This is a genomic window from Pedobacter sp., assembly GCF_031119335.1.
Taxonomy (GTDB): Bacteria; Bacteroidota; Bacteroidia; order Sphingobacteriales; family Sphingobacteriaceae; genus Pedobacter.
In genome coordinates this window covers 137532-160588 of sequence record NZ_JAVHXT010000002.1, presented here as the reverse complement: position 1 = coordinate 160588, position 23057 = coordinate 137532, and the positions used below count along the sequence as shown (strand labels likewise).

Sequence of the window (23057 nt, the reverse complement as noted above, 5' to 3'; positions counted from 1 at the left end):
GAGCTGCCTTTTTGTTTGTATATAGACTTACGAAGTTTTCGAAACTTCGTAAGTCTTATATTTAAGTCCCCTTTAGGGGATTTGGGGGTTACAAATCAAACTTAATACCCTGCGCCAACGGCAAAGTATTCGAATAATTAATTGTATTCGTTTGTCTTCGCATATAGCCTTTCCAAGCATCAGAACCACTTTCTCTACCGCCACCGGTTTCTTTTTCGCCGCCAAAAGCGCCGCCAATTTCTGCACCAGAAGTACCAATGTTTACGTTGGCAATACCGCAATCAGAACCTTGAGCTGATAAGAATTGCTCTGCTTCACGCAAGTTCAATGTCATAATAGCTGAAGATAAACCCTGTGGTACACCATTCTGCAAGGCAATGGCTTCTTCCAAATCGTTGTACTTAATTAAGTATAGGATTGGTGCAAAAGTTTCGTGCTGTACAATTTCGTAATGGTTTTCCACTTCGGCAATGCAAGGTTTTACGTAACAGCCAGAGCTGTATTCATCGCCTTCTAAAACACCACCTTCCACTACAAATCTGCCGCCTTCTGCCTTACATTTCTCTATCGAAGCCAAGTAAGCTCTTACTGCATCTTTATCAATCAGCGGGCCAACGTGGTTGTTTTGGTCTAATGGATTGCCAATACGCAGTTGTCCGTAAGCTTTTACCAGTTTCGCCTTGAAAGTTTCGTACACACTTTCGTGGATAATTAACCTACGAGTTGTGGTACAACGTTGTCCGGCAGTACCCACAGCGCCAAAAACAGCACCAATTAGCGACATCTCTAAATCGGCATCTTTTGAAATAATGATGGCATTGTTGCCGCCCAATTCTAAAATGGTTTTGCCTAAACGATTGGCTACCTGCATCGCTACTGCCTTGCCCATACGTGTAGAACCTGTGGCCGAAACTAAAGGTACACGAGTATCGGCACTCATTAATTTTCCTATTTCAGCATCACCGATAATTAAACAAGAAACTCCTTCTGGGATATCATTGGCAGCAAAAACTTCTTCCGCTATGCGCTGACAAGCAATGGCTGTAATTGGTGTTTTTTCTGATGGTTTCCAAACGCAAACATTGCCACAAACCCAAGCTAAGGCTGCATTCCAAGCCCAAACGGCTACAGGAAAGTTAAAAGCAGAGATAATGCCTACAATACCTAGCGGGTGCCATTGCTCGTACATACGGTGGTTTGGTCTTTCGCTATGCATGGTTAACCCGTACAACTGACGCGACAAACCTACTGCAAAATCACAGATATCAATCATTTCTTGCACTTCGCCCAAGCCTTCTTGTAGGCTTTTACCCATTTCATAAGAAACCAAAGTGCCCAAAGCATGCTTTTGCTTTCTCAAAGCATCGCCAAACTGACGTACAATTTCGCCACGTTTAGGAGCAGGAATTTTGTTCCAGTGTTTATATGCTTCTTGCGCAGTGCTGATGACATGCTCGTATTCTTCTAAAGAAGCTGCAAAAACAGATGAAATTTTCTCGCCATCAACCGGCGACATGCTGTGGATATGCTCACCATCTGCCGCATGGCTCCATTTGCTACCTGTGCTATACGAAGGGTTAAAACCGGCAATGCCTAGTTGTGCTAAAATTGAACTGATATCTGGTTTCATGTTTCTATATTTTAATCGGATATATACAAATCAACAAAAAATAAAATTGAAAAAGAGTGTTTATAATGTTTTTTGCCACAGATGCACAGATATCAATTTAAACTTTAAATCAAAAACATCTTTGCATATGTGGCTAATCTTAATTGCAATTTTCTTTCCTTCTGGTGTCTATCAAATAAACGATTTTCCAAGCATCACCAACTTTAACCAACTGAAATGAATTAACGCCGCAATGGCTAAACTTTTCTCCAATGTAAAATTTATAGTCTGTCCAAACGCTAGCTAAATTTGCATCGATTAGTATCTTCGTGAATACAATTCTTTCGTCGTGAATTTCTGGATGTGGTTTTGCAATACTTGCAACGAAACCATTCAAATCTGTACTTCTAACAACGGCAGTTCCTTCTTTGGTTTTGCCAATGGTTTGCAAAATCGCCCCTTGGTTAAAAGCACTTCTTACTAGTGTGCTGTCCGATTTTCGCATGCCATCGAACAATTGGTTAATGGTCTTTTTGATTGCTTCTTCCTCATTGTTTTGCGCAAATGCAAATGTAGTTACTGAGCAAAATAGCAGCGCAAGCCCTATTCTTAGTTTATTCATGACTTTGATGTTACCTTTTTAAAACTAAATATATCGAAATTTGTAATAAGTAAAGAAGAGCCCCTGCCAAGCGGCCGCAAACGCATCCACATTCAAACCTGCCTAAATCTTTTATTTTGAAACATTTGAACAGTGCAGTGTGTGTATGTTGATAATTATTTTATCGCCTTGTTTAAGAATTAACGTAAACTTATGATGTAAAACTAAGCAACAAGGGCTGTTCTTTTAAATATTCAGAAACATGGAAGAAGAATTTGAATTTGATTTTAATGAAGATGCGCAAAATTCTGTAGAACGTTATGAAGAGATGATCCGTAACGAGGATCAGTATTTTTTTGATGCGCAAGCTTTTGAATATATCATAGATAACTATATAGAAAAGAACGATCCTGTAAAGGCATTGGAAGTAATTGATTTTGCATTAAGTCAGCACCCTTATGCTGCGGTTTTCTTGATTAAACAAGCGCAACTATTATTGTTTACCAATGAGGTAGATAGAGCATTTGCCGCTTTGGAAAAGGCCGAAATGTTAGAGGCTTCGGAAGCAGATATCTATGTGCTAAGAGGTAATATCTATCAAAACATGGATCGTCATGCCGAGGCTTTGGAAAACTATGAAAAGGCGCTTACACTAGCAGAAACCACCGACGAAATTTTATTGCAGATTGCCTATGTGTATCAAAACATGCACGATTATGAAAATGCAATAGTTTACATCAAGCGCAGCTTAGAACAAAACATGGAGAACAAAGACGGACTTTACGAGCTGGCCTTTTGTTATGATATTTTGGATAAGCAGGAAGAAAGTATCCATTTCTATCAAGAATATATTGATAACGACCCTTATTCTTACGCCGCTTGGTACAATTTGGCAAATTCATATCATAAATTAGAACTTTATGAAAAGGCTATCGACGCTTATGATTACGCCATCTTGATTAAGGAAAACTTTTCTTCAGCATATTTCAACAAAGGAAATGCTTTAGTACAGTTAGACAAATACGAAGAAGCCATTGAGGTTTATAAACAGACGTTTGAATACGAACCGCCTAATGCCGATACTTATTGTGCCATTGGCGAATGCTACGAAAAGCTAGAGCAGATGGACGAAGCAAGATCTTATTACAAGAAATCTGTAAAAATGGATCCTAAAATGGCTGATGCCTGGTTTGGAATTGGCGTAACCTTGAACTTTGAAGAAAGATACTTTGAGTCGTTGCACTTTTACAAAAAAGCCTTAGATCTTGATGATGAAAATGCTGATTTTTGGTTTGCGGTAGCAGATTCGTATTACAAATTAGGTCAAATAGACGAATCTATTGAGGCTTATTACAAGGTACTAGAGTTTAATCCGGTTGATGTTGAAGCTTGGTTAGATTTTTCTACCGTGCTGTATGAGCAGGGCAGGTTGGTAGAAGCGTCAGAAACGATGCTGGATGCCATCAAAAACAATCCAGATGCAGCAGAATTGTATTACAGAATGGTTGCCTATATGTTTGCGCTAGGTAAAGGTCAGGAAGGCATAGATTATTTGGAAACTGCCTTGGCCATTGATCCAGATAAGCACTACATTTTGTTCGAATATTTGCCGCAACTAGCAAATAACAGCACAATTGTGACAATAATCAGTAAATACATTAAATAAAAAGCAAAACTTAACATTTGTTGGTGCATAAAAGAAGGCGGAGTTTTTTAACTTTGCGCCGATATGCTTTCTATCGAAAAGCTTAGTTTGATTGAAAACTTCGCAATTGCATGGGAACGAGCCATCTATTAGATGGGATACAATAACAAATTAGATGAATTATACTTTAAACGACATTCCTGAACGTACAAGCAAGCCACGCCAAAAGGGATTAACTATGGTGATGGACAAAGGCTTAAGTTTAAGGCAGGTTGAAGATTTTATAGAAGTAGCTGGCGTACATACTGATATTGTAAAATTGGGCTGGGCAACTTCTTACGTTACCCCAAATTTGAAGGAAAAATTGGCTTTGTACCGTAGTGCCGGTATTCCGGTTTATTTCGGAGGTACTTTGTTCGAGGCATTTGCTATCCGAAATCAGTTTGAAGATTACCAAAGAGTTTTAGATGAATTTGGGATGGAATTTGCCGAAGTTTCAGATGGTTCTATGGACATTGTTCATGAAGAAAAATGTGAATATATCGCTAAATTAGCTAAACAGGTTACTGTAATTTCTGAAGTTGGCTCTAAGGACGCTGCAAAGATTTTTGCACCATACAAATGGATCCAATTGATGAAAGCTGAAATTGAAGCTGGATCTTGGAAGGTAATAGCTGAAGCAAGAGAAGGCGGAAATGTTGGTATTTACCGCGGCACTGGCGAGGTTAGGGAAGGATTGGTAGACGAAATTTTAACGCAGATACCAGATGAGCGTATCATTTGGGAGGCTCCACAAAAAGAGCAACAAGTATGGTTTATCAAATTAATTGGTACGAATGTAAACTTGGGTAATATTGCCCCTGCAGAAGTGATACCTTTAGAAACCATTCGTTTGGGCTTACGCGGCGATACTTTCGATTATTTTTTAAATAAATAACAGACAACTATAGTTGCCCGTCCGTCATTTCGACTGGAGCGCAGCGAAATGGAGAAATCTTTCTTAATGTCATTCGGAGGTTACGAGGATTTGTAACATAAAGATTTCTCAGTCATTCCTTCTTCGAAATGACTAAATGTTTAATTTACTATATGAGAACTTTTGGTTTAATAGGCTTTCCGCTTTCCGCATCTTTTTCTAAGCAATATTTTGCAGACAAATTTAAGGAAGAGCAAATTACAGATTGTAAATACGAACTTCATCCCATACCACAAGCAAAAGAGGTACTCGATTTAATTGAGGCAGACCCCTTGCTTTGCGGTTTGAATGTGACTATTCCGCATAAAGTAAGTGTAATGCCTTACATTAGCGAATTAGATGATGCTGCCGAAAAAATTGGTGCTGTAAACTGCATATCAATCGATCAGTCGGGAGAAAAGCCAGTATTGAAAGGTTACAATACCGATGTTTATGGTTTTGAAGTGTCCTTAAAACCTTTGTTAAAACCACATCATACCAAAGCTTTGATATTTGGTGATGGTGGCGCTGCAATGGCGGTGAAGTATGTTTTCAATCAACTGAACATTCCTTTTATTTCGGTAGTTAGAAATGCACAGCCAAATGCAGTATTGTACTCTAGCGTAACCAAAGAAGTTTTGGAAGAATACACCGTTTTAGTGAATACTACCCCTTTAGGTATGTTTCCTAATGTAGATTCTTTTCCTCCAATCCCATATCAGCATTTAAATGAAAAGCATTTAGCTTACGATTTGGTGTACAATCCAGAAGAAACTGCTTTTTTAACCAAAGTAAAAGCGCAAGGCGGAGCCATAAAAAATGGTTTGGAAATGCTACATTTACAAGCAGAGCGTTCTTGGGATATTTGGAATACCTCCAACCTCCCGAATTATCGGGACAGGCTCTAGAGGGGAGTAATGGCTATATGGTTAAATTGTTTTATTGTTGCACTGTGAACTGGAAACTGAAAACTATTTTTTGCTTAATTTTATCCATAGCGCTATTATCGGCCTGCAGCAACGAGAAAGTAGCTACGCCTAAGCCTAAAGGGTATTTTCGTATCAACTTCCCAGAAAAAAAATATCAATCTTTTAATGATGGATGTGCCTATAGCTTTAGCTATCCAACTTATGCGCAACTAACGGATGATTTGGATAAAAATGCTGCACCTTGCTGGAAGAATTTGAATTTTACGCAGTTTAACGGTGTATTGCATATTACTTATTACGATGTTTTCTCGCCTAGAACCTATAACGAAATGACCGAGAATGCCCGTAGTTTAGCTATGAAGCATACTATTAAGGCAGATGCTATCGATCAGCGTATCATCAATTATCCTGATAAGAAAGTTTATGGCATTTATTACAGCATCGCTGGAAATACTGCTTCTTCAGTTCAGTTTTTTCTAACGGATAGCGTAAACCATTATTTGCGTGGTGCGTTGTATTTCAATGAACGTCCACAATACGATTCCATCCAACCCGTAGTTAAATTTATTAAACAAGATATAGACAAGCTGATAGAAACCTTTCAGTGGAAGAAATAGCCCCTCTCTGCCTTCGGCATCTCTCCCCAAAAGGGAGAGAAAGTATGTAGCAAGAAATCGTAATTCGTAAATCTAAAATCGTACTTCAAATGATCAGTTTAAAGTTTTTTACATTCAATCCTTACCAAGAAAATACTTATGTTTTATTTGACGAAACTGGCGAATGCGTAATTATAGATCCAGGAATTTACGAAGGAAACGAGCAAAATAAGTTAGTGAATTTCATTACAGAAAAGGGCTTGAAACCTGTTTTGTTGCTGAACACACACTGTCATATCGACCATGTATTGGGTAATAAATTTGTTTTCGATCAATGGGGTTTAAAGCCGCAGTTTCATAAAGGAGAATTACCATTGTTGCATCGAGTGGTAAGTTATGCACCGCAAATGGGCTTCCAGTACGAAGTTTCGCCCGAGCCAGAAATATTTTTGGAAGAAACAGGCACAGTATCATTTGGTAGCAGTCAGCTAGAACTGATTTTTGCGCCAGGTCATTCCCCAGCACATTTGTGTTTTTACGCTAAACAAGAGAACTTCCTAATTGGCGGCGATGTGCTGTTTTTCCGTAGTATCGGTCGCACAGACTTACCTGGAGGTAACCACCAACAATTGATAGAAAGCATTAAAACCAATGTTTTTGCTCTGCCAGATGATTGTGAGGTTTTTCCTGGACACGGACCAAGTACAACTATTGGTTACGAAAAAGTGAATAATCCGTTTTTGGTGGGATAAGAAAGCCTTGTCGTAAGGTTGCATATTTAAAAGTTTTAGAATTTCTCAAACAATCTTCCACCTTTAAACCCTCCGCCTTTTTCCCTATCTTTACCCGCAGTGAACACCGCCTTTTACATAGCTCGCAGGTATCTTTTTGCAAAGAAATCAACCAATGCCATTAATATCATTTCGGCAATTTCTATGTTGGGCGTAATGGTGGGCAGTGCGGCTTTGGTCATTATTCTCTCGGTGTTTAACGGATTTGAGGAAATGGTGCTCAAGATGTTCAACAGTATTACCCCGCAAATTCTGGTTGCGCCAGCTCAGGGTAAAACCTTTGATCCAAATACAGCCTATTTTAACCAGTTAAAGAAAGATGAAAAAATCTATTCCTTTACCGAGGTGCTGGCAGAAAATGCTTTGGTAAGGTATGGTGAAAAGCAAACGCCGGCAATTGTAAAAGGTGTAAGTAGCGATTTCCTTAAGAATAAAAACTTAGATACCATTGTGGTAGATGGGGTTTTTGCTTTGGAGAACAAGATCGCTCAGCCGCAAGCGGTTTTAGGTTCGGCCTTGCAATCCTTTCTAGATACTAACCCTGCCGATCCGTTTGAGCAACTGCAGATTTACTCTCCAAAAAAGGGTGTCACAGGTAGTTCTGTTAATCCAATGGATGATTTTACCATGTTGAGTATATCACCGGCAGGTATTTTTGAGATACAACAAGATTTCGATAACCTTTTGATTGTTCCTTTAGATTTTGCCCGCGAACTACTTGGCGAGCCAACCAACGTATCGGGTATAGAAATTAATGTACAGCCTGGGGTAGATGTAGAAAAACTGAAACAAGAGATGTCCGAAAATTTGGGCACTAACTATGTAGTAAAAAATAGGATCGAGCAAAACCAAGCTTTGTATAACCTTTTGGGTTCCGAAAAATGGATGGTTTACATCATTCTCACCTTTATTTTAATCATCGCAATTTTTAACATCATTGGCTCGTTAACCATGTTGGTTATCGATAAACAAAAAGATATATCAGTGCTGAGTAGTCTTGGTGCTGGAAAACAATTAATTAGAAGAATTTTTTTAGCCGAAGGTATGATGATAACGTTAACAGGTTGTATCTTTGGGGTGTTAATAGCGTTAATTTTTTGCTTGTTACAGCAGCATTTTGGCTGGGTAAAAATGGGTGATGCCAATTTTATGTTCTCCAATGCTTATCCAATTGCGCTAAAATGGAAAGATTTTGTGCTGGTTTTTGTTACTGTTAGCTTTTTTTCTTTTATAGCTGCGGGTTTGGCATCAAATTTAAGTGTTAAAAAGATAGATCGTATCAATAATGATCTTTAAGCCTATGTATACCAATAGAAATTTAGTTTGTGTGTTGTTGTTTGCTGCAAGTTTGCTATGGGCATGCCGCAACAATAAAGATTCGGAAGAAGCGAAAGGTAAATCTGTAACCTTAAAGGGGCTTTATAGCTTTGGTCCAGAGGTAAAATCATTTACAGACTGCGATGAAGGCCGCGAATATTGGGTTGCAGACAGTGCCAAAAATCTAGAGTTAGAATACACCAACCTAGGTTTCGAGAAACCATATACACCAGTATACATTGAGGTAGAAGCGCATTTGGTAAAATCAGATACCTCTACGGTAACAGGTGGTTACGACTCTACCATGGTAGTTACGAAAGTGCTTAAAATTCTGAAAGACATTCCAGAGGGGCCTTGTAATCAATAGGCTAAAAATTTATTCTCATACCCATCATTGGTGCTTTGGTAAAAGGGTTATAAGATGGGGTTACACTAACGTTTAGTTGTTTTAGGGATTCATAACGTTTTTGGGAATCTTTGTAATTATCAGAGTTTTTTCCAGTACCAAAAGATCGAGCGAAGTTTACCAAACCACTGCCCACGAAGTATACCCCAGCTAAAATTCCGGCTGTTTGCACCCATACGCCTGGTGTAGAATCTCCTAAACTGGCATCGGCATCTATGCTTTCACCAAGCTTATACCCCCCATAGGCAAGTCCAGCACCCAAAAGCGGATGAAACCAAGAACGGCGGATGTTTTTCTTTTGTTCATATATTTCGCTGTTCATAATGCTTATTTCTCTTTCCATTTTAATTTTTGTGGCAAATTTGCTTCTATATCTGTTAAACATATCGTTTATAAATTTATCAGCCTCTTTGTAATTGTCCCATAAACGGTAAGCTTTATAAACTTGTTCTATAGCAAATTCATCCCCTTTTAGCGCATCTTCATGATAGGTGTCCCATAATGATTTGGCTTTCGCAGATCTCTGCTGTTGGCTCACCCATCTTTTTTCTTCAGCTTCGGCCTTGCGCTGGCGTTCGGCGGCAAGAAAATCAGTTACAGAACCGCCAATAGCATCCACAACCTGTCCCGTCTTCCTTTGGTCTTCTGCTATTTTCTTCTGATTTTGTTCTATAGCTTGTAATGTCTTATCCAATTCGGCCTGTTTCTTTTGACGTTCCATTTCTTGTGCCGATCGAGTATCTACTGGTGCATTTGCAGTTGTCTCCGTAGTCGTCGTTGATGTCTGGTTGGGCTTGCTTACAGTTTGTTCAGCGTTGGTGTTTTTTATAGCTGGTGAAGCGATAGCCGTGCTTGGTTGGCCAACATTTGTGCTTGAGGTAGCTTGAGGAACCTCAGACCAATTAAAATCTTCTAGAACACCGCCTACTAAGGTATTGTAGCTGGTTGAAGTAATTGCATTGGCATAGCCGATATATGTGGGCATGGTAAAATCCTTTTTATTAGGAGCTATTTTGCCAGAGTATTTTATTGATTTCACAAACTCTCCTTTGTCTCCCCTTAGTTTAATGTTTGCGGTAAAAGAAATTTTGTAGGTTTTGGTATTATTAATGTTCTGCACCCAAACTTCTAGGGCAGAGCCATTCCGTTTAGCATTAATGGTGATGGAGGCATGGCCAGAACTTATGATGTGACTCTCCTCTTTTAATGTTGTCTGCGAATAAGTTTTACCTACTGTTAATAGTAATAATAGTGAAACTGTTTGTAAGATTTTCATATATACCAGTGATTGCTTTAAAACAAAAGTAGACAGCGCAATAAAAGGTATCAATACCAAAAAAGAGGTAAAATGTGCTAAATCCAGCCTGATATAACAGCTTTTTTGATAAGTTGTGCGGTGTTGTCACAACCAAGTTTTTCGAGCATGTTTTTGCGATGTGTTTTTACGGTATGTGGACTTAAGAACAGCTCGTCGGCTATTTCATTGCTTGTTTTTCCTTCGGCAATAAGGGCAATTACTCTCCGCTCTGCGGGAGATATAGGTATCGCATTGTCTAACTGGTATGATGGTAGCTCATCGTTGTTAAACAAATCTATTCTCTTGCTTTCTTCGGGGTTGCTGTTATCTATAATATAGTGCGTATATCGTCTGTCTGGTTTAATATCTGTAATATCTGAAAAGATATTGAGCATATAGATTGGCTCCATCAGGTCATTAAATAGTACAGGTATACTTTGGGCAAGCACATGGATTTTTCTGCCGTCTTTACAAAATAAATCTAAGGTACGGTTTACTTTGATATATGGTCTGTGGTGTGGCTGCTGCTGGTATAGGTATTTAAAATATCGAGAACCGCCACGTGCCGAGCGTATAGTATCCTGCAAATGATGCACTTTTAGCATCAGGCGGTAGCCCTTATTAATTACATCTTCACGGCTATATCCGATACATTGCTCTATAGGGCCGCCCGCATCTATAACTTTCAATGACGAGATATCTGCTACGCTGTAAAAATAGCGATCAAAAGAGTGAAAAACACGTAGGTATTCGTTTAGGTTAAATTCTTTCTTTTTTTCTAAAGTGTCGGATTTGCCTAATGCACGTTGCGAAAGATGGCCAAACTCCTGAAGGGAGGAGATTAATTTTCGGAACAATAGGCCATCTAACTTCATTGATTACATCTTTTTTGAGTAAAAATAAGGGTAAAATTCAATTGGCAATGGAAAAAGCAATTTAAATATCTTGATTGGCAAGAGTTATTTAGGAACAACGTACAAGCTTTTACTTATTTTGGGGATTACTTCATTTTTAGTCGCAATATCAAATAAAGTATCAATCGCTTTGCGGCCTTCTATGCCTAAATTTACTGAGTATTGGTTTACGTATAGTTCAATATGTTTGTACATTACGGCTTCGTCCATAGCTTGGGCATGTTCACGAATAAACTCAATCCCCGATTTTGGGTTTGCAAAAGCAAACTCTACCGATTTTCGTACTAAACGATTTACTTTCTGCTGGACATCCAAAGGCAAATTTCTATTCACTACAATACCACCTAGCGGAATAGCGCAGCCAGAAAATTCTTCCCAATAAGCGCCTAAGTCCATCACTTTGTATAAACCTTTAGCTTCGTAAGTAAAACGGTTTTCGTGAATGATTAGCCCTAAGTCAATTTCATTGTTTAACAAAGCATCTTCAATATCAGAAAATACCATCTCTTGTTTTTCTGTAAGCTGCGGGTAGGCAACACCTAGCAAGAAATTAGCGGTAGTGTATTTGCCGGGAATGGCAGTCACCAGTTTGCAGTTTGGAGTTTGCAGTTCGCTTTTAATTCGCTCAATATTTTCCTTTTTGCAAATCAATAATGGACCAACGCCAAAGCCTAAAGCACTGCCTGCATCTAGCAAAGCATACTTTTCTGCTACATAAGCAAAAGCATGGAAACTCAACTTGGTGATGTCTAGCTCGCCACGTAATGCCTTTTGGTTTAAGGTTTCTACATCATCAAAAAACACCTTAAAGCTTAAACCTTCTGTATCTATTTTACCATGAATAAGGGCATCAAAAATGAAGGTGTCATTAGGGCAGGGCGAAAAACCAAGTGTTAATTCCATGCTGTAAATTTATGGCTAGCAATTTAAACTATGGTCATTAGGAGTTCAAAGTTTTGAGAGGGATAAGGTGTGATATGCTGTTTAACGAGTGAATGGTCGTCTATTCGTATGCCTAATTCTTAATATCCGTATCTCTGAGGCGATTTCACGATATGAAATTCTATAGCGTTCAATTTCAAATGCATAAAAACTGCCGTTATTATTTTTCTTTAACCTATCTAACTGGTAAATTTTTGGTCGTTGAGCCAGTAATTCTATTTTTGATAAAATTTTATCTTCAATCTTTTGTGCGTATGAAAGTCCTTCATTTTCTTCAAGGTACACTATTGCATCTAGGAGCTGCTTTAAGCTAATTTATTCCACTTAATTACTATCAAAGTGTTTTTCTTCTATTTTTAAGCAATGTTACTACATCTGTGTGCTTAATAAAGTCTCCTGAAGAAATTTCGGCGTCAGCCAAATTTACCTCTTTGTTGTATTCGTCTAAAAATGTTGCATTAATTTGCTCTTCATTAGCCCCAATGCCAGATTGATAGTTGTATTTTAAGCTATCTAAAAAAGCCCTTAGTACCTTCTCTTCCTGTTCATTTTGTGTATTTACTAGTATGCTCATATTCAAATTTACCAATTTTAATCAAAAAATACTAGTCGCCAAATATGTAGGGTATAAAAATGGTTTTACAAAGCTTATCAGCATTTTAGCATTCTTAAAAATTCAGTCAACCACTCGTTTAAATTCTTTACAGCCAATCCAATTTGCCAACTTTCCCTATTTCTTGGCTCAACATAGTTAGAAATACTGCGAACTTGCAAAGCCGGAATGTTAACCTTGCTAACTGCGTAAAAAACAGCCGCTCCTTCCATACTTTCCGTTTGCGGATGGTAAAGCGCTGTGGTTTTCTCAATGCTTTGGGCATTTCCGTGCACTTTGTTAACGGTAATGCCTTTTACTTTTTTAAGGTCCAATTCCGCATTTGCTGATGAAGAAAATTTGTTTTCGCCAAAACCAAGTTGAGGCAAGGAAATGAAGTCTTTATGGTCTTCAGCACCAAGTTCAGCAAGAGTGTCTTCTACAATTTCTACCACTTCGCCTAATGAAATTTCTCTGTCGAAACTCCCAGCTATGCCAACGTTGAGAACTAAATTATACTTGTTGCTAAGTTGTTGGCCCAAAGCAAATGCAGTTGCAACCATTCCTACGCCAGTAATTAAAATATCGAATTTTACAGTTTCGATGAAATTGCTAGGTTGTAAGTTGAAATATGCTAAAGTTGGCGCAATTTCGGCTTCTGTGGCTGCAACAATGAGAAGTTTCATGATGCTAATTAACGATAATTTTCTGGTTGTTTTTTGTTTGGAGGGGTGATTTTTTAGTGTTTAGCACTGTTGTTTGTGTACTAAACCCGTATTGAAGTGTATGCCGATTTTATCGGCAGCAACGAAAAGCGGGACTAACGCAGCCATGAAATACTGCAATTACTTTTCAAAAAACAATGTAACACTCAAATTTTTGTTTCTTCGAATATCGAACCTTCGCCTCTCGACTTTATACTGTATATTTGCACTTTATTTTGAAAAAATGATTTATATCACACGTAGAGAAGGTTTCAACGCTGCACACAAATTGGCTAGACCAGATTGGACAGAAGATGAAAATGCAGCGGTTTTTGGTAAGTGCGCTAACCCAAATTGGCACGGACACAACTACCAATTATATGTAACGGTTAAAGGTGAGGTTAACCCTGAAACTGGCTTTTTGGTAGATTTAAAGTGGTTGAAACAAGTAATTAATACGCATGTAATTGACAAAGTAGACCACAGAAATTTGAACCTTGATGTTGATTTTATGAAAGGTAAATTGGCGTCTACAGAGAATTTGGCTATTGCTATTTGGGATATTTTGAAACCACATGTGAACGAAAGCGGTGCTGAATTGCACTGCATTAAAATTTACGAAACTGATAATAACTACGTCGAATATTTCGGCTAATTACATCTATTTATGGCACACAATCACGACCACGATGATGAAGAATTATTGGGCTATCAGAAGATAGAACGATATGACGATGATAAAATTAATGGTGTTGCACTACATTACAAGGATATTTTAACGCAATTGGGCGAAAACCCAGAGCGTGAGGGTTTGATAAAAACACCTGAGCGTGTGGCTAAAGCTTTGCAATATTTAACGCATGGCTACGATATTAAACCTGAGGAAATTTTGCGTTCGGCCATGTTTAAGGAAGATTATAGCCAAATGGTGGTGGTAAAGGATATTGAGGTCTTCTCGATGTGCGAACACCACATGTTGCCGTTTTTCGGCAAAGCGCACATTGCCTACATTCCTAATGGACATATTGTTGGTTTAAGCAAAATTCCTCGTGTGGTTGATGCCTTTGCCCGCAGATTACAGGTGCAAGAACGTTTAACCAACGAAATTAGAGATTGCATTCAGGATACTTTAAACCCAGCTGGCGTTGCGGTAGTAATGGAATGCAAGCACTTGTGTATGGCAATGCGTGGTGTGCAGAAACAAAATTCGGTAACTACTACATCGGCATTTACTGGCGGATTTTTGAACAACGATAAAACCCGTGCAGAGTTTTTAAGGTTGATTACGGCGAATTTACACTAGAAGGATTTACGGAAGTACGATTGACGAGTTACGATTTAGGAGGTACTGAAATTAGATGTGAGGTCAATTTTTGTACGGTAGCTGCTACTTGCATAACAATAAATCAATTTAACAATAGAACAATTTATATTTGATATGAAAATAGGACAGATGTCTCACATTTTAATACTCATATCTCAAATCTAAAAAAATGAAAGCATATATTTTTCCAGGGCAAGGCGCCCAGTTTGTAGGCATGGGTAAGGACTTGTACGAAAACAGTCCGCTGGCTAAAGAACTTTTTGAAAAAGCGAATGAAATTATCGGTTTCCGTATTAGCGACATTATGTTTAGCGGAACCGACGAAGAATTGAAACAAACTAACGTAACGCAACCAGCAATTTTCTTGCACTCGGTAATTTTAGCGAAGGTTTTGGGTGATGATTTTAAACCAGAAATGGTAGCTGGTCACTCGTTAGGTGAGTTTTCTGCTTTAGTTGCTGCAAACGCATTGTCTTTTGAAGATGGCTTGAAATTGGTAATTGCTCGTGCTAATGCAATGCAAAAAGCTTGCGAGTTGCAACCAAGCACAATGGCGGCTATTTTAGGTTTAGCTGACGAAGTGGTAGAGCAAATTTGTGCTGGTATTGAAGAGGTGGTAGTTCCCGCAAATTATAATTGCCCAGGTCAGTTGGTAATTTCTGGTAGCATTGAAGGTATTGACAAGGCCTGTGAACAATTAACTGCTGCAGGTGCAAAAAGAGCTTTGAAGTTAAACGTAGGCGGTGCTTTCCACTCGCCTTTAATGGAGCCAGCAAAGGTTGAGTTGCAAGCTGCAATTGAAGCTACAGAAATTAGCTCACCAGTTTGTCCGATTTACCAAAACGTAAATGCACAGCCAACTAGCGACCCAGCGGTAATTAAAACAAACTTAATTGCGCAATTAACTGGCGCCGTAAAATGGACACAGACTGCTACCAATATGATTGCCGATGGTGGTAATGACTTTGTAGAAGTTGGTCCAGGCAATGTTTTACAAGGTTTGGTTAAAAAAGTAAGCAGAGAAGTACAAACTAGCAGCGCAAGCATCGCTTAGTTTTTTGAAATAATTATTGGGGCTGTTTAAAAGCAATTAACCCAACGTTAGAGAGCGTTAGAAAAAGTTTTAAAGATGCATAACATCATAACTTTTTCTGTGTTTATACGTTGGAAATTAAGATTTTGCTTTTTAGACAGCCCCATTTCTGTATATTTATATTTTTAAAATCGCTAAACGTTGAGTACAGGGTTAAAAATTAGATTGTTGATGTTACTGTTAGGTATATGCTGTTTTGTAACGGCAATATCTTTGCGTAAGTCAATAACTAAAAAAGACCTATTACAACACGAGGCCAACCGTTTACAAGAAAACTTATTAATTAGAGAAAGGATAATCTACGATTACTTAACTATCCCTCAAAAATTAGAGGATTTAAAGAAATTTAGTGTAGACGAAGGTCTTTCGAATGGCTTTATCAATACCTACCGAGCTAATGGAATAAATGTTTTAGTCTACAGGAATAAGCAATTAGAATATTGGAGTACCTATAGGGCATTCCCTGCTAATATAGACCGTTTAAAAGATGGAACTTCCTTTGTATTGCTGTCTAATGGTTATTATGAGCTAATAAAGAAAACTGTTGGCGAGTACATATTTGTATTTTTGGTAACGGTTAAGTCTCAATACGCGATAGAAAATCAATACCTTAAAAATGAAATCTGGCCGGGGTTATTTGACAAGAAGACGCTCGAAATAGCTTCTTTTACCGATAAAGAAACTACTGAGATATTCAGTTTGAACAAAGAATATCTTTTCAACGTAAAGCTGAGCAATAGCTACGTGCATAATATTTACACCAATTTGCAGTTATGGCTCTGGGTAGTTGGCGTAGTTTTCGTGAGTCTGTTCGTTAACTCTTGTGCTTTATCTTTGGCTAAAAACGGAAAGGTATTGGGCGGTACTTTACTGGTTGCGTTTTACTTTATTGCGCTACGCCTCACCGATTTAAAATTCTTTTGGTTCAATCATCAATTCGATCTTAAAATATTTGATCCAAGTATTTATGCAGAAAGCGATTTCTTGCCGTCGCTAGGCGATTTATTGCTTAATGTGCTGGCCTTTACCTGCATCTTTATATTTATTTACGCTCATCGTAAGCTTTATGTTCTGCCTAATTGGATTGCAAAAAATAAGGTTTCAAACTACGTTTTGTTAATCCTTTTTATTCTGCTGCTATCAGGAATTGGCTTTTTAACCGAAGACCTGTTTTTTGGCGTAGTGTACTATTCAAAAATTGATTTTAACATTAGTAACATCATCAACTTAGGATGGGTAAGTTGGTTAAGTATCTTTATCCTTTGCTTAGTTTGGCTAAATATTTACTTGCTAATTAGCGCTATGATGGCGCTAAGTAATCAGATGATTATTAGCACGACACAAAAGTTATATCTGTTTTTAGCTCTGGTGCTAGCTTACACTATTTACAAGCTTACCGCTAATTATACAGTTTTCTATCTTATTTATGCATTGCTGATTTTTATGGTAGCTTATCATCATTACCAAGAAAAAAATAGGCTATCCATTTCTATAATGGCAGTTATTTTTCTTTGTATGGCTACCATTACTTCTATCAAATATATCAGGTTTGAAGATGTAAAAGAGCGAAATACCAGAACGGGAATTGCAAAGAAGCTGATGTATGACGACGACCCGAAGGTAATGAACGCCATAGAGCTGTTGGAGCATGGTTTAACGGTAGATTCGCAAATTGTAAGTTATTTTAAGCAGCCATTACTTACGCAGACCTCAAACTTCCATAATTACATTTCGAAGAATTATTTAGATGGCTACTTATCGAGATTCGAATACAAAGTTTTTGAATACAACGATCAAAATCAATCGTTGAAAAGTGGTGAAAGTTTGCCTATCGCCAAGTATAGGAATTTGGTAAGATATGGTGCTGTTAAGACACAACAAGCTAATTATTTTTATCGAGTTAACGATACTTTTGGCTTTCAAAACTACTTTGGTATCATTCCAATTTTTGATGGTGCCAATCTGTTAGGAACCATGGTTGTAGAGCTTACCTCTAGACCTTACGATTATAATAGCTTTTTCCCCGATCTATTGATAGATGGAAAGCTCAAAAGCGATGAAGATTTAAGTAAATATTCTTTGGCATTTTACAAAGAAAGCCAGCTTTTTGGTCAATCAGGTAAATATGTTTATCCAATGGTAAACACCAACTTTAAAGGTGAGAGAGATAATATAACTTTTATAAATGAGTACAGTGACGATGCAAATTACAGTCACGCAGTTTATAAACCTGCTAACAGTCGTTTAATTGTGTTGAGTATTGAAAAAGTTGATTTCACTGTCCGTTTGGCTACCTTGTCATTCTTCTTCCTAATTTTCATCATTTTTGGTGTTTTTACCTACATTGTAACTTGGTTGGCGGTAAATATTAGCGATAACCGTGGTGGTATATTTAACATCAATAGATATTTGATGATTAACGCCAACAAGATTCTCTACAAAACGCGTATCCAGTTTTCTATTGTGCTTTCGGTAGTTGCCACCTTAATTATTGTTGGTTGGACTACCTTTTTCAATATCAGGCATCAATATCTGGAGCAACAAACCGAACAAGTACGGGATAAAATTAGAAAGGTTCAGTTAGCTTACGAAAAGCATATTGCTTTGGCAGGAACGATTAGCAATAACAGCGAAGCACAATTTGAGTTCAATCAATTTGCAGAAGTAAATGGGGTGTATCTTAACCTTTATGATATTGACGGTAATTTATATCTTACTTCCTTGCCCAAACTTTACGATTTGGGAATTATTGGACGTAAGATGGGGCCGTTAGCTTATTCGCAGATTGCCGTACAGCAAAAATCGGAGTATATTAATCCGGTAGAAAGAATTGGCGATTTTAGTTATGCAGCAGCTTATGCACCTATCAGAAACGCAGACAACCAGACCGTGGCTTACCTTAGTGTACCTTATTATTCTAACGAAGCCGATTATCAAGCCAAAATTGGGCTTTTCATCAATACCTTAATTAATATTTATGCCTTGGTATTTGTGCTCATTGGTGTGTTAGCGGTTTTTTTAGCTAATCAGATTACCAGCCCTTTAACGTTTATACAAGAGAATATCCGTAGAACCAAGCTTGGCCAAATTAACCAGCCTTTGGTTTGGCACCGTCAAGATGAAATTGGGGTGTTAATTAAGGAGTACAACAAAATGATTGCCGAGCTGGAAATTAGTGCGAACAAACTGGCCCGTAGCGAGCGTGAAAGTGCTTGGCGTGAAATGGCAAAACAGGTAGCTCATGAAATTAAAAACCCATTAACGCCATTGAAATTGGGAGTGCAGTTATTGGAGAAATCTTGGAAAGAACAAGATGCTAATTTTGAGAAAAAGTTTGCCAGCTTCAGTAAGTCATTTGTAGAGCAGATAGATAGTTTGGCTACCATTGCTTCGGAGTTTTCTAACTTCGCTAAAATGCCCGATACTAAATTGGAGCATATCCAGCTTTTGCCAATTATTGAGCAGGCGAAAGAGGTGTTTAATTCAATGGATCATGTAGAAATCCATATCTTAAATAGAACCAATACGGAAATAGTGATTTTGGGAGATAAAGATCAGTTGCTCCGTTCGTTTAATAACTTACTTAAAAATGCTATAGAAGCTGCCGATGGAAAAGAGAAATGTGTAATTAAGATCCATATCGCTAACGATAAAAAGCAGGCTTTTGTTGAGGTAGAAGACAATGGCAAGGGGATAGATCCAAACTTGCATAGTAGTATTTTTAGGGCAAACTTTACAACCAAATCATCGGGTACTGGTTTGGGCTTGGCTTTCGTAAAACAAGCTATAGAAAATGCTGGCGGAAAGGTTGAATTTACTTCCGTGCTCAACAATGGGACCATCTTCTATCTTACTTTTCCTTTGGTGTAATGATGTTTAGGGTTGGCCTCATATCGCTTTTAGTGATTTTGGTAAACACTGGATTAAAAGCACAGCTGACGACCAATCAGCGCATCAAAAAAATTACGACTATCAAAGGTGAAATCTCACTAGATAGTTTGAGTATCGTGCCAGAAACCTTTGCTGTCAAATATGCTGAAAATGTTAAGGTAGATACCTCGCTTTATAGGATAGATCACGCCAAGGCAACTTTTTTATGGAAGGGCCAAGAAGGCATTTCGCTTACCATAAGCTATAAGGTTTTTCCAATCTTGTTTTCGAAAAGCTATTTTCATAAGGATGTGAAACAGCTGGAGAATTTAGCTATTGATAACAGTAGTTTTTATGTGTATAAGCCGCCTGCTGCCGAGAACACCCTTTTTTCGATGAAAGGCTTGAACAAAAGTGGAAGTATCTCCAGAGGGATTATGTTTGGCAACAACCAGAATCTTTCTGTAAACTCGAATATGGTATTACAGATGTCGGGGAAAATTGCCAACGACATTGAAATTTTAGCAGCCATTTCCGATGATAATTTGCCTATACAACCAGAGGGGAACACGCAGCAGCTCAACGAATTTGACCGTGTTTTTGTGCAAATTAAACGAGATAGCACGGTGCTCACCGCTGGAGATTACGAATTGAAACGCCCGGATAGCTATTTTATGAATTTCTACAAACGTACGCAGGGTGCCATGATTAGCCATGATTTTAAAATGGCAAACGGCATCAGTTATAGCACTACGGTTGCAGCTGCGGTAGCCAAAGGGCGTTCTGCTAGAAACTTAATCATCGGGCAAGAAGGTAACCAAGGGCCTTATCGTTTAACCGGGAATAACGGAGAAACTTATATTGTAGTGATTGCCGGTACAGAACGGGTTTTTATTGATGGTGTGCCTTTGGTTCGCGGCCAGGATAATGACTACATCATTGATTACAATACTGCGGAAATCACTTTTACTGCGAAGCAAATCATCAACCTAAATAGTCGTATTTCTGTAGAGTTTGAGTATTCTGATAAGAACTATTCTCGTTCGCTTACTTACTTAAATCAAAGGATAGCGACAGAGAAACTAGCGTTCCGATTAAATTATTACAACGAAAAAGACAATCGCAATCAGCCTTTTTTGCAGACCCTTAATGATGAACAAAAGCAGTTCATGTCTACTTTAGACCGAAATATTACGCAGGCTTACTATCCGAACGTAACCGAGGTTGAGTTTAACGAGAATGAAATTTTATACGAGCGTTTAATGTCTGTAGGGGGTATCGAGTATTATCGATATTCAACGGATCCGCAATTGGCGAAATATCGAGTTGGCTTTTCATATATTGGCGAAGGGCAGGGAAATTACCGAATAAACAATCAATCGGCAGCTAATGGTAAAGTTTATGAATTTGTTGAACCTGTTGGCGGGCAAATGCAAGGGAACTACGAGCCGATTACTTTGCTAATTACCCCAAAGCAGCAACAGTTGATAACCATCGGCGCAGATTTTAAACCTAGGAAACAAACACTTTTCAGTTCGGAATTTGCTATTAGTAATAATAACGTTAACCTATTTGCGGATAAAAGTACTACAAATTTAACAGGGCATGGTTTAAAGTTGGATGCGCTGCATTCGTTCCTGTTAAGCGATAAAGGCTTGAAGTTGAACACTACAGCCAATTACGAATACGTAAGCCGCACATTTAAGCCAATAGAACGATATAGAACGGTAGAATTTAACCGCGATTTTAACCTAGACGTGGTTGCTGCAGAAGCCACAGAACATCTGTTTTCGGCAGGAATGCAATTGTTTAAGAAAGAAAATCAAAATATCGGTTACACTTTAAACACCTTTACCAGAGAAGGGCAATATCAAGGTTATTTGCACAAAGTGAATGCGTTGTACAAAGCAGGTAAATATGGTATGCGTTACGATGGTAGTTTGCTAAATTCTGATGCTACGGCCAATCAAGGTGTTTTTTATAAACACTATCTCGATGTAAACAGGGAGGTTTTTAATCTCGTAGCTGGTTTTGTTTTCGAGCAGCAGCATAATCTTACTACAGATAAGCAGACTGATCTACTTACAGGCAATAGTTTATCGTATCACATTTATAAAGTTTACCTGCAAAGCCAAGCATCGCAAAGTAACCGATATAAAATAGATTATAGTTTTAGGCAAGACCAACTGCCACGGGCAACTGAACTACTAAATAGTTCGAATTCGCATAGCGTAAATGTAGGAATGGATTTAACCAAGAATGTAAATTCTAGATTAAGCCTAACTGCTGGCTACCGTAAAACAGACTACGAAAATGGATTTGCCAATAATTTAGTTAACGATGAAAGTTTGGTAGGGAGATTAGATTACAATCTAAATGCGATGAAGGGTTTTATCAATACTTCAGTTTACTATGAAGTGGGTAACGGACAGGAACCTAGAAGGGAAATTACCTATTTAGAAGTTTTACCAGGGCAGGGAATTTATGCTTGGAACGACTACAATGGCAACGGAATTAAAGAGCTAAATGAGTTCGAAATTTCTCGATTTCCAGACCAAGCAAGGTACATTCGCATTTTTACGGCTGGAACAGAGTATGTACGCACCAATTTTACAGGTGTAAACCAAAGTATTAGAATTACGCCTAGCGCTATCTTAAAAGGTAGCAAAGGTTTTCAAAAATTTGTTGGCCGATTTACCAATCAGTTGTCTTATAAGATAGATAGAAAGATTTTAGCAAGCGACGGTTTAGAGGTTTACAACCCATTCCATACGGGTATAGATGCAGCAAACCTAATTTCGTTAAATTCTTTTTTAAGGAATACGCTTTTCTTCAACCGTAATAACCCAAAATTTGGTGTAGATTTTAATTACTTGGCCGATGGCGGAAAGAGCTTTTTAAGCAATGGTTTCGATAGCCGGAAACGTAATGAAACAGGTTTGCGTATAAGAACATCGCCAGTGAAAAGCACCAACATTAATCTAACGCTTAATCAAGGAAATAAGAATTACACTTCAGAGCTTTTTGCACAAAGAAACTATCAGATTACTTATTTTGAATTACTGCCAGAGCTTAATTATCAATTTAGTACCGATTTAAGATTGACTTTTGCAGGTGTTTATGGTAATCAAAGCAATACGAATGAATTTGGTGGAGAGAAAAATCAAAACATCACTTTTAGTACCGAAACTCGTTACAATGTTTTAAAGAAAGGCGTGTTGACGGGCAAGGTGAGTTATATCAATAATAAGTTTACCGGAGAAAGCAACAGTACCATCGGTTATGAAATGTTATCGGGTTTACAGATTGGTAACAATTACACTTGGGGTTTGGGTTTGCAGCGAACCATTGGCAATGGGATACAGCTTAATGTTAGCTACGAAGGTCGTAAATCGCCAGCAGTAAATGTAGTGCATACGGGCAATATGCAAGTTAGGGCTTATTTTTAAAATTGCGAGATTATCCGATAATC

At 38.1% G+C, this 23057-nt stretch carries 20 protein-coding genes; 12 read left to right on the top strand and 8 right to left on the bottom strand.

What is annotated here, in order from left to right; translation table 11 throughout:
* Nucleotides 1-88: 88 nt before the first annotated feature.
* Both REI64_RS02895 and REI64_RS02890 read right to left on the bottom strand, forming a co-directional pair.
* Nucleotides 89-1630, bottom strand: a complete 1542-nt coding sequence (locus tag REI64_RS02895; protein WP_308848589.1) for an aldehyde dehydrogenase family protein — start codon at nt 1628-1630, stop codon at nt 89-91.
* 139 nt (nt 1631-1769) lie between these two features.
* Nucleotides 1770-2231: a nuclear transport factor 2 family protein gene (locus REI64_RS02890; RefSeq protein ID WP_308848588.1), complete on the bottom strand. Its 462-nt coding sequence runs from the start codon at nt 2229-2231 to the stop codon at nt 1770-1772.
* A 241-nt stretch (nt 2232-2472) separates the two neighbouring features.
* On the opposite strand from REI64_RS02890, the gene REI64_RS02885 reads away from it, so the two are divergent.
* The 7 genes from REI64_RS02885 (at nt 2473) to REI64_RS02855 (ending at nt 8810) form a co-directional block, all read left to right on the top strand.
* Nucleotides 2473-3876: a tetratricopeptide repeat protein gene (locus tag REI64_RS02885; protein ID WP_308848587.1), complete on the top strand. Its 1404-nt coding sequence runs from the start codon at nt 2473-2475 to the stop codon at nt 3874-3876.
* A 154-nt stretch (nt 3877-4030) separates the two neighbouring features.
* Nucleotides 4031-4792, top strand: coding sequence for a phosphosulfolactate synthase (locus REI64_RS02880; protein WP_308848586.1), 762 nt, complete (start codon nt 4031-4033; stop codon nt 4790-4792).
* Nucleotides 4793-4944: 152 nt separating this feature from the next.
* On the top strand, nt 4945-5718 hold the full coding sequence (aroE, locus tag REI64_RS02875) for a shikimate dehydrogenase (RefSeq protein ID WP_308848585.1): 774 nt from the start codon (nt 4945-4947) through the stop codon (nt 5716-5718).
* 44 nt (nt 5719-5762) lie between these two features.
* On the top strand, nt 5763-6356 hold the full coding sequence (locus REI64_RS02870) for a gliding motility lipoprotein GldD (RefSeq protein ID WP_308848584.1): 594 nt from the start codon (nt 5763-5765) through the stop codon (nt 6354-6356).
* Between the two features lie 89 nt (nt 6357-6445).
* Nucleotides 6446-7087 carry an MBL fold metallo-hydrolase gene (locus tag REI64_RS02865; protein ID WP_308848583.1) on the top strand — a complete coding sequence of 214 codons (642 nt, stop codon included), beginning with the start codon at nt 6446-6448 and terminating at the stop codon, nt 7085-7087.
* Nucleotides 7088-7186: 99 nt separating this feature from the next.
* Nucleotides 7187-8422 carry an ABC transporter permease gene (locus REI64_RS02860; RefSeq protein WP_308848582.1) on the top strand — a complete coding sequence of 412 codons (1236 nt, stop codon included), beginning with the start codon at nt 7187-7189 and terminating at the stop codon, nt 8420-8422.
* A gap of 4 nt (nt 8423-8426) precedes the next feature.
* Entirely contained in the window at nt 8427-8810 is a 384-nt protein-coding gene (locus REI64_RS02855; protein WP_308848581.1) for a hypothetical protein, read from the top strand.
* Nucleotide 8811: 1 nt separating this feature from the next.
* On the opposite strand, the gene REI64_RS02850 is transcribed toward REI64_RS02855, so the two are convergent.
* The 6 genes from REI64_RS02850 to mqnB form a co-directional block, all read right to left on the bottom strand.
* Complete coding sequence (locus tag REI64_RS02850) at nt 8812-10125, bottom strand: hypothetical protein (protein WP_308848580.1); 1314 nt, start codon at nt 10123-10125, stop codon at nt 8812-8814.
* A gap of 77 nt (nt 10126-10202) precedes the next feature.
* Nucleotides 10203-11021, bottom strand: a complete 819-nt coding sequence (locus REI64_RS02845) for a PAS and helix-turn-helix domain-containing protein (protein ID WP_308848579.1) — start codon at nt 11019-11021, stop codon at nt 10203-10205.
* An 84-nt stretch (nt 11022-11105) separates the two neighbouring features.
* Nucleotides 11106-11963: a 1,4-dihydroxy-6-naphthoate synthase gene (locus tag REI64_RS02840; RefSeq protein WP_308848578.1), complete on the bottom strand. Its 858-nt coding sequence runs from the start codon at nt 11961-11963 to the stop codon at nt 11106-11108.
* 81 nt (nt 11964-12044) lie between these two features.
* Nucleotides 12045-12317, bottom strand: a complete 273-nt coding sequence (locus REI64_RS18290; RefSeq protein ID WP_375141989.1) for a type II toxin-antitoxin system RelE/ParE family toxin — start codon at nt 12315-12317, stop codon at nt 12045-12047.
* Nucleotides 12318-12336: 19 nt separating this feature from the next.
* Nucleotides 12337-12576, bottom strand: coding sequence for a hypothetical protein (locus REI64_RS02835; RefSeq protein ID WP_308848577.1), 240 nt, complete (start codon nt 12574-12576; stop codon nt 12337-12339).
* 77 nt (nt 12577-12653) lie between these two features.
* Nucleotides 12654-13280: a futalosine hydrolase gene (mqnB, locus tag REI64_RS02830; RefSeq protein ID WP_308848576.1), complete on the bottom strand. Its 627-nt coding sequence runs from the start codon at nt 13278-13280 to the stop codon at nt 12654-12656.
* A gap of 262 nt (nt 13281-13542) precedes the next feature.
* Here mqnB and REI64_RS02825 point away from each other — a divergent pair, with 262 nt between their 5' ends.
* The 5 genes from REI64_RS02825 (at nt 13543) to REI64_RS02805 (ending at nt 23034) form a co-directional block, all read left to right on the top strand.
* Nucleotides 13543-13953 carry a 6-carboxytetrahydropterin synthase gene (locus REI64_RS02825; protein WP_308848575.1) on the top strand — a complete coding sequence of 137 codons (411 nt, stop codon included), beginning with the start codon at nt 13543-13545 and terminating at the stop codon, nt 13951-13953.
* A 12-nt stretch (nt 13954-13965) separates the two neighbouring features.
* Nucleotides 13966-14601 carry a GTP cyclohydrolase I FolE gene (gene folE, locus REI64_RS02820; protein ID WP_308848574.1) on the top strand — a complete coding sequence of 212 codons (636 nt, stop codon included), beginning with the start codon at nt 13966-13968 and terminating at the stop codon, nt 14599-14601.
* 190 nt (nt 14602-14791) lie between these two features.
* Nucleotides 14792-15676: an ACP S-malonyltransferase gene (gene fabD, locus REI64_RS02815; RefSeq protein ID WP_308848573.1), complete on the top strand. Its 885-nt coding sequence runs from the start codon at nt 14792-14794 to the stop codon at nt 15674-15676.
* A gap of 252 nt (nt 15677-15928) precedes the next feature.
* The gene (locus tag REI64_RS02810) at nt 15929-19585 is read left to right on the top strand and encodes an ATP-binding protein (protein ID WP_308848572.1); all 3657 of its coding nucleotides are present in this window, start codon (nt 15929-15931) and stop codon (nt 19583-19585) included.
* Nucleotides 19585-23034 (top strand): hypothetical protein, encoded by a 3450-nt coding sequence (locus tag REI64_RS02805; protein ID WP_308848571.1) that lies wholly within the window; start codon nt 19585-19587, stop codon nt 23032-23034. Before REI64_RS02810 ends, REI64_RS02805 begins: the two co-directional genes overlap by 1 nt.
* Nucleotides 23035-23057 lie beyond the last annotated feature (23 nt).

Coding starts and splice junctions, on each gene's coding strand:
- REI64_RS02895 (WP_308848589.1), bottom strand. CDS start 1,630: ATGAAACCAGATATCAGTTCAATTTTAGCACAACTAGGCATTGCCGGT.
- REI64_RS02890 (WP_308848588.1), bottom strand. CDS start 2,231: ATGAATAAACTAAGAATAGGGCTTGCGCTGCTATTTTGCTCAGTAACT.
- REI64_RS02885 (WP_308848587.1), top strand. CDS start 2,473: ATGGAAGAAGAATTTGAATTTGATTTTAATGAAGATGCGCAAAATTCT.
- REI64_RS02880 (WP_308848586.1), top strand. CDS start 4,031: ATGAATTATACTTTAAACGACATTCCTGAACGTACAAGCAAGCCACGC.
- aroE (WP_308848585.1), top strand. CDS start 4,945: ATGAGAACTTTTGGTTTAATAGGCTTTCCGCTTTCCGCATCTTTTTCT.
- REI64_RS02865 (WP_308848583.1), top strand. CDS start 6,446: ATGATCAGTTTAAAGTTTTTTACATTCAATCCTTACCAAGAAAATACT.
- REI64_RS02855 (WP_308848581.1), top strand. CDS start 8,427: ATGTATACCAATAGAAATTTAGTTTGTGTGTTGTTGTTTGCTGCAAGT.
- REI64_RS02850 (WP_308848580.1), bottom strand. CDS start 10,125: ATGAAAATCTTACAAACAGTTTCACTATTATTACTATTAACAGTAGGT.
- REI64_RS02845 (WP_308848579.1), bottom strand. CDS start 11,021: ATGAAGTTAGATGGCCTATTGTTCCGAAAATTAATCTCCTCCCTTCAG.
- REI64_RS02840 (WP_308848578.1), bottom strand. CDS start 11,963: ATGGAATTAACACTTGGTTTTTCGCCCTGCCCTAATGACACCTTCATT.
- REI64_RS02835 (WP_308848577.1), bottom strand. CDS start 12,576: ATGAGCATACTAGTAAATACACAAAATGAACAGGAAGAGAAGGTACTA.
- mqnB (WP_308848576.1), bottom strand. CDS start 13,280: ATGAAACTTCTCATTGTTGCAGCCACAGAAGCCGAAATTGCGCCAACT.
- REI64_RS02825 (WP_308848575.1), top strand. CDS start 13,543: ATGATTTATATCACACGTAGAGAAGGTTTCAACGCTGCACACAAATTG.
- folE (WP_308848574.1), top strand. CDS start 13,966: ATGGCACACAATCACGACCACGATGATGAAGAATTATTGGGCTATCAG.
- fabD (WP_308848573.1), top strand. CDS start 14,792: ATGAAAGCATATATTTTTCCAGGGCAAGGCGCCCAGTTTGTAGGCATG.
- REI64_RS02805 (WP_308848571.1), top strand. CDS start 19,585: ATGATGTTTAGGGTTGGCCTCATATCGCTTTTAGTGATTTTGGTAAAC.